Consider the following 12,806-nt stretch of genomic DNA (forward strand, 5'->3'; position numbering starts at 1 on the left):
CCTTCCTCGGAATCGCGCACATATGGCGGGGTTTCCGACCCGTGGCGAGGCACAGCGGAGAAGCGGGTTTCGTTTCTTGTTAAACTACGCCACCAGATCCCAGAAGCCCAGCCATTCCCGGCTGGGCTTTTTGCTGCCTGCCAGGTCAGCATTAGCGCCGTTCAGGCCACCGTCTCCTGAACGCCATTGGCCGCGCTTTGCCGCTCCAGGCCGATGTTCGGCCCCATTGCGTCATCTCGACCCGCCTCCGCCAGACCGGGGTCATTCCTCGTATTGAGAATAAATCTCATTTATGATTGCGCGCTTCCGCCGGGTGAACGCTCGGCTGCAGACAACACAGCGCATATCAAACGATAAGCGAGTTATGAACAGCAAGGAGTGGGCGGCCGGCATGGTGGCCGCCATCATCGGCGTGGCGAACGCAGCCGACGCGGCGGCGCAGGAAGTGCAACTGCCAACCACCACGGCGACAGGCCAGCGCCAGGCGCAGGGCTTTCGTGCCAAGCAAACGTCCACGGCCACGCGCACGGATTCCGACCTGATGGAGATCCCCTTTGCCGTGAGCAGCGTCAACGCAGAATTCATCAAAACGGTGGCCGCCGGACGGGGCGACGATCTGTACGACTGGGTGGCGGGCGTGTCGCGCCAGAACAGCTTTGGCGGCCTGTGGGACAACTACGCCGTGCGCGGTTTTGCCGGCGATGGCAACACCTCTGGCACCGACTACTTGCTCAACGGCTTCTCGTGGAACCGCGGGATGAGCGTGCCGCGCGACACCGCCAGCGTGGAGCGCATGGAGGTGCTCAAGGGGCCGGCCTCTGCGCTGTACGGGCGCGGCGACCCGGGCGGCATCATCAGCTACACCACCAAGCAGCCGCAGTTCAAAAGCGCCAACACCGTAAGCGTGTCGGCCGGCAGCTACGGCGCCACACGCGAAACGCTGGATTCCACCGGGCCGCTGTCCGACACGCTCGCCTATCGGCTGAACGTCATGAACGAGGACAACGGCAGCTTTCGCGACACCGTATCCAACAAACGCTACCTGGTGGCGCCCGGCTTTACGTGGAAGGCGGGGCCCGACACCATCGTCCACTACGAAATGGAAGCCGCGCGTCAGAGCGCCCCGCTCGATCGCGGCGTGGTGGCCGTCAACGGCGAACTGGGCGCGATCCCGACCTCGCGCTTCCTCGGTGAGCCGCGCGACGGCAACTACGAAGTGCGCAACCTTGGCCACCAGTTGACCGTAGACCACCGCATCAACGCAGACTGGTCGGTCAACGGGGGCGTGGCGCAGCGCGATACCGATCTGTACGGCCGCTCGTCGGAGGCGTTCTCGCTGCAGGCCGACGGCCGCACGCTGTGGCGCCGCTATCGCAATGTCAGCTTTCACAGCAACGACCTGCAAGGCCGGCTGGAGCTGACCGGCAACCTGCAGACCGGCCCCGTATCGCACACGCTGGTCATGGGCACCGACGCCTACCGCTTCAACTACGATCAGTTCGTTCAGCGCTCCACCCCCACGGCCGCCGCGCCGTATGCCGTCGACATCTTCAACCCTGTCTACGGCCAGCCAACGCCTGCGCTCAATACCGCAACCAACGCGCTGGAGCACGACGAGGGGCAGGGCGCCTACGTGCAAGACACCCTGGCCCTGGGCGAACACTGGAAGGTCATTGCCGGGCTGCGCTGGGACAACTACCGCCAGTCGATCGAAAACCGCCGCACCGGCATCACCACCAGCCAGAACCAGACCGCCGCCAGCCCGCGCCTGGGCTTGGTCTACCAGTGGAGCCCGGCGCTTTCCCTTTACGCCAACACCGCGTATTCGTTCCGCCCCAACAACGGCATCGATGCCAGCGGCAACGCCTTCGCCCCAGAAAAGGGCCACGGCTACGAAGTCGGCGTCAAATGGGCGGGCGCCAAATGGTTGGCCACCCTGGCCGCATTTGACGTGAGCAAGCGCAACGTGCTGACCGCAGACCCGGCCAACAGCGGCTTTTCGCGCGCGGCCGGCGAGGTCCGCAGCCGTGGCCTGGAATTCGAGTGGAACGGCGAACTGGGCGGCGGCTTCCGTGGCATTGCCAACCTGGCGTACATCGATGCCGAAGTCACGCGCGATACCGTGCTCACGCCGGGTGCCCGGCTGGTCGACATCCCGCGCGTGAGCGGCAGCGCGCTGCTGATGTATGAATTTGCGCCCCCCGTCGGGCAAAAGGCCGGCGTAGGTGCGGGCGTGGTCTACGTTGGCAGCCGTGCGGGCAATACCGCCAATACGCAGGACGGCTTCCAGCTGCCCGCCTATACCACCGTGCAGCTCAACGGCTACGTGCAGATCGACAGCGTTACGCGAGGGCATATGCCTAACCCATTTGATTGACGGCGGGACGCACGCCAGGAGAGCGCCTCACCGTACCGTCACATCAAATGCACAGCGCTTTCCCCTTAAAAATCAAAGACAAACAACGAAGCAGGGGAAGGGACTGGGGAAGGGCGCACGGTAGTTGCAAGGCGTTATCTATTTTTGAGCCTTAGCAAGGCATGCATGCGATACCCCAATTTGTGGCATTTCGCGCCGGATAAATTCGTTGTAGCGTAGGTGCTCGCCGGAGCAGAGCGCCACTTATATCCGGCCAGCGGATTATGTCCGGCGCGGTTCCAGCAAATAACAAACAAGCCGCCATAGAAAGGGGTGAGGGTCGTGGGAGTACAAGATCGCGATTGGTTCAGAGACCGTCGAGAGCCGCAGCTGCGCAATCCCGACTGGCAAAAGGAATACGCCCGCTGGTATGGCAAGCCACCCCAGGGCGCCAAGCAAGGCGTGCACTGGATCGTTTCCTTGATGGTGTGGGTGGCCGTTCTTCTGGTCGTCTACATCGCCGCGAAGCAATTGCGGCTCACTGGTAACGGCGCAGCGGTGCCGAGCCAGCAGGCCGCTTCAACACAGCCGGCGCTCACCACGGCGCCGCCACAGCGCCAACCCATGGCCCCGGTGCAGCAACCCACTGCACGGAACACCACGCCTCCGGCCGGCGTGAACAAATGCGTGATCAACGGGCAGACGGTCTACACGGAAGCGCCGTGCGGCCAGGCGATGCGCGCGCTCGTCGGCAATGCGCCTACCGAGGCGCTGGGCAATGCTCGTCAACGTGAGATGGAAGAGGCAGCAGCAGCGGCGAAGCGAGCGGAAGAGCAGCTTGCGCGGCAGTGGGATCAGCGGATGGCGCAGCGGGACCCGTCCATCGCCTTTGTCGTTCTCGGCGGCGGCACGTTAGGCTATTGGGTAAATGAACACTATCTGAAACCGCTAGGAAGACCGGAAGCGCACATCTATGACAACGACGTTGCCGCTTATGGCGACTCAATTGCTCAGGTAAATGCAAGAGGCGATGGCTCTATAGGGTTTTTGACCCAGAAACGAGAAATTGAAAATTATCTGCATCCCGACGCCATAGCGGAGGGTCTTAACTTGAACGTCGCGTTTGGTGACCAAGATGATGTGCCGGCGATCATCAGTGGCCAGACAGGGTGGAATACCAATACGGTCAAGAAGAAGCTTGCTCGATACGCCTTCCCAAAGATGACCGCCGCACGTATCCGAGCACGAGATCCGGGGGGTGAGGTCGAAGGCTGGTTGAGGCGAATAGCTGTTGTTCCCTAGGGCCAAGCACCGGAAATGTAATTGTCACCGAGTCTGCGCCATAGCGTCGATTGAGGGCCAAATTACAACCTATTGACTACGACAATAGCGCTGTCGATGCGCTGAATTGGCGTGCGACACGTGCTCGGTACAGCGAAGGAATCTCGTGATTGAATTCGAAGCGGTGGGCGAACATCTGCATCTTCTCTATCTTCCGCGAGATGACGCCTTATGGGTCTACAGGAAGTTCAAGCGCGGTGAGCCCCTCGTAATCAAAAAAACCTTTCATCTAACGAGGCACGATCTCCTGTCGGACGATGTCGATGAAGTTGATCTGGATGGGGTAGGCGACTTTGACTCTGAGTCGAGACTCGTCGAGTTCATGGAGCAGAGCCCGCTGCGATTCGTGGTGGCTACGGCGGATGGAGAGTACTTTCGATTCAACGCAGATGTGTTGGGCGTTGACGTACCTGTATTGCTGGCGCGAGATGCTGAACCAACATGGAAATGGTTCACCGCTGAGCAGAGAACGTCTATCGTAGGTGTGATGTCTGAGCTGCGTCCAACGCGGATCGTTATCGGTGGTCCGGCATCGGATGCAATTCCGTTGGACGAATATGTGCGGCTAATCGAGCGATTCCCTACAGGTTACGAGTTGAAAAGATATGTGTTGGCTCGTGTGGCTGCGGTGGTGCGCGAGTACACCGACGCCAGTGTCGACGCCGAAGCCAGCCTCCGTACGTATGTTGCAAAGCGGGCTCGGCGAAAACCTAGGGACCTCACAACACGGTTCCGAGAAGAAGAAGAGCAAAAGTACTTCTATCTGCTCGAACGCCTTAAGCAAATGCTTCGCTCAGAGGATGCCTACACTGAAGCTGCTTGGCAGGCGGAGATCCTTCAGATCGTCCGCTTGCTCAATCCCAAGTACATTGCAGCGTTCGAAGGTGTATCGGTCAAAGATTCGGTGCGCGGTGGTAGGAGGGAAATTGACATTCTGCTAGTCGATGCCTCCGGCAACGTGGATGTTATCGAGATCAAACAACCTTTTGGGAAAAGCGTTGTTACTGCGAGTGGCTACCGCGACAACCATATCCCCATGCGGGAGCTTTCCGGCTCCGTTATGCAGATCGAGAAGTACATCTTCCATTTGAACCGCTGGGGCACGGTCGGCGAGGCGGCTCTTACAAAGAGATTTGCTGAAAAGCTACCAATTGGGTTCAAGATCCAGATTACGAATCCGTGTGGAATTGTGATCTTGGGGCGTGACAACGAGTTGTCGGAAGCTCAGCGGAGGGACTTCGATATCGTCCGTCGAAAGTACAAAAGCGTGGTGGACATCATTACGTACGATGATCTGGTGCGGCGGCTTGAGTGTGTTCTTAGCCAGCTTCGAGCGAGAGCATAAGCCCTGCTATGGTGCTACTCATCGAGCATCGGAGTCACTCCGGGGCAATTTGGGGCGAGCTGCAGGGGTGTAAGTAGAAGTTCGGCCCGGCTATCGCGTTCCTTGACATTGCTCGGTAGCCCTTCGGCTCCAAAAAGTCGACAAACAACGTCCCCTTAAAACAAAAGAAAAAGCCCGCGAGCCTCTCAGCACCGCGGGCTTTCCCACATCTAGGCCACCATCAGCAGCCCATCACCTCACTCCCCAGCCACCTCCTCCACCTTCTTCCGCGGCCCCCGGCTAAACCGCGCCGACAACGTCCGCCGCGCCGATTCCAGCCCTTCCCCTTTGCCCGCAACCTTCAGGTACGTGTAACCCTCGAGCGCGGCCGTCATCAGGTCACTGCCCATTGCCAGTTGGGAATCCTCCATCCTTTCCAGCAACTTCTCCATGCGAGCGAGGCGAGGGCGCAGGGTGTCAAAGCCCACCAGGTCACGTCGCATTTCCTGCAGGTTGAAATTGGCAGGAAGCACGCTGGGGTTGTTGCTCAGCAGTTCCACTGCCTGGCGGCAGAACGCTTCGGACTTGCTGCCCATCTTCATGAGCGTGCTGCGCTGCTCGACTGACAGGCCAATCAGGCCGACGAGCTTTTCTTCCAGTGTCTTCAGCGCACCGTCAATGGCGGTCAGGTCGGTGGCGCTGGGTTGAAACGAGATCAAGTTCTGAGACATTGCGTTCCTCTAAAGCGGATATCAGCGTCATGCCGATTGGCACAACCCGGTGAGGTTGGCTACCGCTGCGGCGTATCGCAATGCTGTACACAACTTTTGACGGGAAACCGGTCCCCCATGGGCCAGCAAGCCTGCTCCCGCCTTTCGAGTGTGGGAGCGTGAAACGCGAGCTTCGGTCTGTCGAACTCGACGCTCTGACACTGACGCTCGACCCTCAGACAGTGGAACGTGACCCTCAGACGGTGAAGTTCGGGTGTTTGAGGCTCAAACGCGACCCTCAAAGGGTCGAATTCGACTGTTTGACACTGACGCTCGAGTGTCTGAGGGCGAAGCTCCAGTGTTTGACACTGACGTTCCACGCTTTGAGGGTCAAGCGCCAGCGTCTGAGGGTGAAGCGTGACGTTCGGCCCGGCGCCCAGTGCGAATCAATAATCCAACTTTCGCTGCTGCCCCCGTGGCTATAATTGCCCCGCTACCGCACCAACGGTAGTCGGGTGTAGCAGCCCGTCTCTTCTCACAGGCCGGATAGCCGCTGCCAAGCGGCTTTTTTCATCCGGAGCTTGCGCACGCCTATTGTTTCCATGGCGGGCCGGGCAGGGAGACCTTCGGGTCTGCCGGTGTCCTGTGAGACCGGTCTGCTACCCCTGCTGTCGGGCCCGCCACCCTCGTGTAGCAGCGAACGGCCGGGCCTCCCTTGTCTCACAGGAGGTTATATGTCCGGAGTTGCAAGCGGGTACCGCCCCGCCTCGTACCCGTCCCCGCCCAAGCACCACCCCCGTCCCCACGAATCACGGAGACACCAATGACGCCCGTCCAACGCCGCCACTACCTCACCGGCGCCTTGGCCGCGCGCGACTACCTGCTCCGCACGCAGACCGACCTGCACATCCACCGCGAGTTCCGCCCCGACAGCCTGCGCTGGGCACTGGCTCATGCAGCCAGGCACCCGCCGGAGTATCGCGCGGGGTTTCTGGATGGCATCGGCGCCTTCGTATCGATGGTGCTGGAGGGTTGTCAGATCAACCCTGAGACGTGGGAAGTGCTTTCCGCCATAGAGCGGGCTGGCGAAAGCCAATAACAACGGATTGACGCATTCCCGTGACGGGCGGGAATGCCATGGCGGAGGCAGAGTGGCCGTTGGGCGTTCGCGGCTGGATTTGCCGCTTCCGGCCAGAAGCGGTCGTTCCGATAGGTTCGAAGCGTCCTGCCGCCCCTCAGCCTGTCAGCCCGTCAACCCCTCAGCCAAACTTGCGCGCCGCATCGCGCGCCAGGCCTGAACCGATTCCGCCGAACAGGTCGCCCTCAACGCGCCGCGCCGACGGCAACACTTGCGCCAGTTGCTCGCGAAGCAACGGCACCCCGCTGGAGCCGCCGGCAAAGAGAATGGTATCGACCGCTTCCGCTGCAACGCCTGCCGTTTTCAGCATCGCTTCCACCGTGGACACCGTCTTGCCGACCAGCTTCCCAATCGACTGGTCGAAGTCTTCGCGCGTGACGGGCTGCTTCAACTCGGGCGCGATGCGGTGCAGGTCGATCTCCGCCACCGGGGCGTCCGACAGCGCGATCTTGGCGGCTTCCACCTGGATGGCGAGCCAGTGGCCGGCGCGCTCGCGGATCAGGCGGATGAGGCGATCGAGTTTTTCGGTGTCGGCGGCATCTCGGTAGTTGTCCATCACCACCGTCCATGCCTTGCGCGTGTACACGTGGTTGATGGTGTGCCAGCTCGCCAGGTCGAAATACTGGCCGGACGGCATCGCCTTGCCGTTGCGCAGCGTGCTGTTCAGGCCCAGTAGCGGCATCACGCTGGCCAGGCTCAAGGCGCGGTCGAAGTCGGTGCCGCCGATGTGCACGCCGCCGTTGGCGAGGATGTCGTCGCGGCGGTCAAGGCGTTTCGCGCGCTCGGGCGACAGGCGCACGAGCGAGAAGTCGGACGTACCGCCGCCAATGTCGGCCACCAGCACAAGTTCTTCACCGCTGATGCCGGCCTCGTAGTCGAACGCGGCGGCGATGGGCTCGTACTGGAAGGCGATCTCGTCAAAGCCGGCGTCGCGCGCGATGTCCGCCAGCGTGTCTTCGGCAAGCTGGTCGGCCTTGGGATCTTCGTCGATGAAGAACACCGGGCGGCCCAGCACGGCGCGGCGGAATTCATGGCCGGCGGCATGCTCGGCGCGCCGCTTGAGTTCGCCGATGAAATGCGCCAGCAGCTTGCGGAACGGCATGGCCTGGCCCATGACCTCGGTGCTGTCGTCCATCATCGACGTGCCGAGCAGGCTCTTGAGCGAGCGCATGAGGCGGCCCTCGTAGCCGGCAAGATAGTCGGCCAGCGCGGCACGGCCGTAGCTGACCGTCGGGTCTTCGGCGTGAAAGAAGATGACGGAAGGCAGCGTGGCCTTGCCGTCTTCGAGCGGCAGCAGGGTGGGTGCGTCCGGTCTCAGCCAGCCGACGGTGGAGTTGGACGTGCCGAAATCGACGCCGCAGGCGTTTGACATCATAGGATCGTGGCTTCTGGAGTGCAGCGGGAGGCATGCGCCCGCACGGGAATATCAGAGCGGGCGCCACCGGCGAAAGGGGCGCTATTGTAGTGGCTTTGTGCGACGGATCCCCTCACGGCGCACGCTGTTCACGGGCAACACGCGGGCGCTAAGAGTCCGGCACACACGCGATCACCGTCAGAGGCGATGGCGACAGGTGCCCAGGGGCGGTCGATGGTCCAGCAGTGCCGAAATACCTGAAAAAAGAACGCCTGCTGCTACCACGCGACGTGGGCAGAAGAACCGTGCGGGTGCGTCATTGCGCATCGGCGTCCAGTTTTTCTGCGTCAAATAGCCAAGCACGTCGTCCACCTTGTTCCGCCCACCTTTGTATAACCCCCCCCCGCCCGGTCTCCTGCGCGCATGCGCTTGCCGCGAGCGCGCCCTGGAGTTGCGCGCCGGCCTGTGGCCCTGCATACAACGGCCCCGCCTGGTGCCGAGAATTCCCCTCCCACTGGGGCAAGGGGTCAGTAGGTGATGGTCACAATGATGGTGTCGTTATACGTGCCGGCGGGCGGAGTGCTCTGTGCTGGAACGCGACCATAGACAGTCGACACCTGCGAAACTCCGCTGCCCGTCCCAGTCACGGTTGCGGTGCCCGTCGTACCGTCGCCCCAAATGTTGGTGTAGCTCGAACTGGTGAACAGGTTGTAGCCGACAGTCTGCGAGCCGCCGCTGCGCGTCAGAAGCCGATTGCTCATCGTGGCGCCGCTGCCGGTTCCGGCGGAGAGCGCCAACGTCCACGGCGATTGGTTGGTGCAGTTGACTGTGATGGCACTTGTCGCTGTCAGTGCGGAATTCAGCAGCCCCGCTGTGCCGAAGTTCATGTTCGTTGCGCTGATGAGGCAGTCGCTGATGAGGTTTGCCGACGCAGACACGGAAAACGTGCTGGGATGGGACGTGATGGTCGTACACGTATTGGTGCCTGGATTGGGAAGTGCATACACCGTGGCACTGGTACCAGAGAAGCTCTGCGAATAGGCGCCCGCAGGCAAGGTCGTCTGCCCACCCTGAACCCTGCCGTAGACCGTGACGGTGGCCGACCCGGAACCGAGCACACCAAGCGGGACGTCGACAGAGATGGGCGGCGTGGAAGGGGTGGTGCGCTGTCCCCACACGATGGTCCGGGCGCTGTCCGCAAACAGGTTGTATTGGAGCTGATTGCTGCCCGCCGTCATGACACGGGGCGATATCCCGCCGCCTCCGCTGCCGACTCCAAGATTCAGGCATGCGCGCGCCACCGAACCTTGCAGCAGGAAACCACTGCAGCTGACCGTCAGCGTGGCCGTCACGTCGGTGTTCCCCGCCTGCACCGGACTGATGCTGCCGAAGCTGATGGTTGCCCCCGCGACCGAACACGACTGTGCACGCGCGCTCACCGGGAGCGCCGCCATCAGAACCAGCAGAGAGGCCCACAGCAGGCGCGTCATCACGGCATCGCTCCTGTGGGTTCCGGCTCGCAACGCAAGGGCCCGATGGTGGGAAGTGCGCCCGCATCCTGCGGGTAGGCAAAACGGGCAACGCAGGCGGGGCCTGCGTCCTCCACGCGGACAGTGTTGTCCAGTTGCAGCGCGTCGATGAACACGAGGCCATCGTAGCCAACGGGGTAGCGCAGACCGTTCTGCTCAAGTGTCGCTGTGCTGCCCGCCGGGAGCGGCTGCCCCCTGGTGTCCACCAGCCGTATCTGGGCGCCCCGGAACGTCTCGATGCGAAAGCGCGTCAAGACGCCGGAGCGGTCTGCCGGCGCAACGGTCACAGCGCTGGTGGCGAGCTTCGCATTGACGGGCAGCACAAGCGGGTCGATGGCCACATGGTTGTTCTCGTAGGACACCAGGTCTGGCACCAGCAGGTGCCCGCTGCCGTTCGTGCGGCCCATGAGCCGGTTCTCGAACGTCACCGGCACGTTGGCCACGCCCTCTGTGGACACCAGCGCAAACGCGTCATTGATGCGCCGGCCTGGCAGCACGTCGGCGTCCATGAGCACGAAGGCACCGGATATGTCGACCGCCGTGCTCGTGTGCCCGTTCACCTCCTGGGCAGCCACGAACGCATCGCCGTAGCGGCCACGATAGTTCAGTTGCGCCACCGAGCGGCGGTCGCTGCCGGACTGGTTGGCCTGCAGCTGCCAGCCGAAACCGCCCGCATAGTCGGGCGTACGCACGGCACTGACCGTGGCCGAAGCGTGGCCACGGTCCATGCCGACGCTCGCTGCCGCGCTGGTGTCGCTGCCCAGGGCCATGGTGAGCGTCATGAGCACGCCCCGCGCCCGGGTGTCAGCCAGATCCTGATAGGCGCTCGCGCTCAATGAGAAGTCCCGCCCAAGCTGGGTGCTGTACGAGAGCGACGCAATGCGCGAGTTTCCCGTGACAGGGTCGGATACCCCGATATAGCTGGCGGCGAGGCTGCCGGTCCGCCCGGCCGGCACGGAAACCGTGGCCCGCAGCAGTGAGCGGAAGAACGGCGACCCTGCGGCACTGGCCAGATCGCGATAGGTGCCAAAGGTCCGGGTACCCTGCACATCGACGTTGAATGCCGGGTTTCGATACTGATAGCCCAGCGTGGCCTGGGAGCCGGTCTGCCCGGCGCCCTGCGATACGGCAGCAGCGGCCGAGAAAACGCCGGCCTGGTTCAGCCGTACCAGCGCTGCCCCGCCCAGGTTGCCAAGGCCGCGCGTGGCCTCGGCATGTCCTTCCACCGTCAGGCCGCCCGTGAGCCCATAACGCAGTGACGCGCTGAGTGCGGGGCTGGACGCATAGTCGAATGACCGCAGGCCGTAACTGTTGCGCAGAAAGCCCGCTTCGACCGCGTAGTCGAACAGGCCCGCGGAGAGCAGGCGCGTATCGATGTAAAGCGGGACAGACGTCACGACGTCGCGGCCCAGGGCGTCCTTCACCACAATCACCGCCTGACCGGCGCCCGTAATGGCCGGGGCGTTGTTGACTACGAAGGGGCCGCTGCCGACCTGCCCCGTGAACTGGCGCACGCTGTTCACGTACAGGTCGACCGCGGTCGGCACGGCGGCACTGCCTCCGAGCAAGGGCAATGGATACGTGACGAGGTCGGGGCGCAGTGCAAAGTTGCGCCGCCACTGGATGCCGCCAAGGCGCACCGAGCGGCTCCAGCTCAGGGACGAGGTGACGGTGTCGCCAAGCGTCAATGTGTTGAGCTTGTCCGCATCGGAATGCGACCAGTTCGTATCGAGCCGTGTGTAGCGATGCTGGCTGGCGTCGAACGTAGCCACGCCGCTGTTGGAGAACACGCCGCCCGGGTGGAAGAACCGCTGCTCGCTGAACAACCCCAGGCTGCTCCCTCCGCCCCCCAGCGTGGTGGGCTGCAGATAGGCGTCGTAGTTCAACACCAGGCCCGTGCCACTGGTGGGCGCGACGCGCGGTTGGGTCTGAAAGCTCAGCACGTTCGGGACTCGCCGTGTGTCATCGACAGTCAACTGCGCTTGCTGCGCACGTACGTCGTACACGTAGCGCAGGCCCGGAATACTGTCGAGCGGAATGCGCCCGCTCGCGTCGGGCTGCAGGTCGTCTGTTCGAATGCCAATGGACTGCAGCTCGCCTGCCGTTGCGAACAGGTGCCCCTCCTGCAGCCGAAAGCGCGCAATCGTCTGTGTCGACGCCCCGTTGATGACCGCCTCCAGGTAGATGTCGCCAGCGCCCGGTGCCGGCAGCGGCCCATCGGGACGCACAGCGGCAAGCAGGGTCGGCTTGCCGCTCTCCTGCGCGGCGGCTGATGCCGCCATGACGAGGCCGCATCCCAGGGTGACAACGCAACGGCCTGTCATCTCCACCCAACGCATCAGTCTGCGCGGGTGAGTGGGAGGTCCACCGCGACGCCGTTGATATGTGCGCGAAGACGCTTCGGCGCCCGACGAGGGTGCGAATCAACGACCGGCCAGGCTCGCGTTGCACCGCCGAGCGCATAGCCGAGCAACCCCCCGGTAATTTCGCTTTGCGTGCCGTCGTTCCACTCGATGGACACCCCGGAGAGTTGCGCGTGGTGCGTCTCAGGGTTCCGGACCACGAGCAGGGTTTGGTCACCCTCGCGACGCAACACAGCGCTGAGCCTGGGCGGCGTATCCGCAGCGGCATTGACGAAGACCGGAACGGAGTACCGAAGCTGCATCGTTACGCCGGTAAGCGTCTGCGGACGGCGCTCCGGTATCTCGTCGATGATGAGGCGGTAGGCTTGTTCGGCAGCGCCTGGTGCAGGCGGTTGCGTCAGAACGAGCCGCACGAGCTGTTCGCCATCGGCAGGAATCTGCACGATGGGCGGACTGGCGACGAGCGCCGCGGAGTCATTGAGCTGGTCGCCTTGCGCATCCTGCGTCCAGCGGAACACCCGCACCTGTGCGTTGAGCGGCAGCGTGCCGCGATTGCGCAGCGTCAGGACGGCCGCCGCCTGGCCCGGGGGCAAGTCGATGCGAATGGGCGAAATCTGCAGCGAGGCGCCGCTTGCAGCACGAGACACCAGCGCACCGAGCAGAAGCAGTGCGCCTGCGTTGCTCAAGTCAC

Annotated in this window: 8 protein-coding genes and 1 pseudogene; 4 read left to right on the forward strand and 5 right to left on the reverse strand. The window is 63.0% G+C overall.

Going from position 1 to position 12,806, the window contains the following annotated elements; all coding sequences use genetic code 11:
- Positions 1–364: 364 nt before the first annotated feature.
- The 3 genes and pseudogenes from KHN96_RS18450 to KHN96_RS18460 form a co-directional block, all read left to right on the forward strand.
- A pseudogene (locus KHN96_RS18450) lies at positions 365–2,350 on the forward strand (TonB-dependent siderophore receptor); the annotation flags it as partial.
- A gap of 348 nt (positions 2,351–2,698) precedes the next feature.
- Entirely contained in the window at positions 2,699–3,658 is a 960-nt protein-coding gene (locus KHN96_RS22830) for a hypothetical protein (protein ID WP_244855906.1), read from the forward strand.
- Between the two features lie 145 nt (positions 3,659–3,803).
- Entirely contained in the window at positions 3,804–5,042 is a 1,239-nt protein-coding gene (locus tag KHN96_RS18460; RefSeq protein ID WP_062737708.1) for a Shedu immune nuclease family protein, read from the forward strand.
- Positions 5,043–5,278: 236 nt separating this feature from the next.
- Here the strand turns inward: KHN96_RS18460 and KHN96_RS18465 are convergent, their stop codons facing one another.
- Positions 5,279–5,752: a hypothetical protein gene (locus KHN96_RS18465; RefSeq protein WP_045785175.1), complete on the reverse strand. Its 474-nt coding sequence runs from the start codon at positions 5,750–5,752 to the stop codon at positions 5,279–5,281.
- Positions 5,753–6,554: 802 nt separating this feature from the next.
- Between KHN96_RS18465 and KHN96_RS18470 the strand changes: the two genes are divergently transcribed.
- Positions 6,555–6,830 carry a hypothetical protein gene (locus KHN96_RS18470; protein ID WP_045785173.1) on the forward strand — a complete coding sequence of 92 codons (276 nt, stop codon included), beginning with the start codon at positions 6,555–6,557 and terminating at the stop codon, positions 6,828–6,830.
- 160 nt (positions 6,831–6,990) lie between these two features.
- On the opposite strand, the gene KHN96_RS18475 is transcribed toward KHN96_RS18470, so the two are convergent.
- The 4 genes from KHN96_RS18475 to KHN96_RS18490 form a co-directional block, all read right to left on the reverse strand.
- The gene (locus tag KHN96_RS18475; protein WP_045785172.1) at positions 6,991–8,244 is read right to left on the reverse strand and encodes an Hsp70 family protein; all 1,254 of its coding nucleotides are present in this window, start codon (positions 8,242–8,244) and stop codon (positions 6,991–6,993) included.
- Positions 8,245–8,750: 506 nt separating this feature from the next.
- Positions 8,751–9,713: a Csu type fimbrial protein gene (locus KHN96_RS18480; RefSeq protein ID WP_045785171.1), complete on the reverse strand. Its 963-nt coding sequence runs from the start codon at positions 9,711–9,713 to the stop codon at positions 8,751–8,753.
- Positions 9,713–12,034, reverse strand: a complete 2,322-nt coding sequence (locus tag KHN96_RS18485) for a fimbria/pilus outer membrane usher protein (RefSeq protein ID WP_045785170.1) — start codon at positions 12,032–12,034, stop codon at positions 9,713–9,715. Before KHN96_RS18485 ends, KHN96_RS18480 begins: the two co-directional genes overlap by 1 nt.
- Before the next feature lie 56 nt (positions 12,035–12,090).
- The gene (locus KHN96_RS18490) at positions 12,091–12,801 is read right to left on the reverse strand and encodes a fimbrial biogenesis chaperone (protein WP_045785169.1); all 711 of its coding nucleotides are present in this window, start codon (positions 12,799–12,801) and stop codon (positions 12,091–12,093) included.
- Positions 12,802–12,806: the final 5 nt, after the last annotated feature.

It is taken from the genome of Ralstonia mannitolilytica (assembly GCF_905397375.1).
Classification (GTDB): domain Bacteria; phylum Pseudomonadota; class Gammaproteobacteria; order Burkholderiales; family Burkholderiaceae; genus Ralstonia; species Ralstonia mannitolilytica.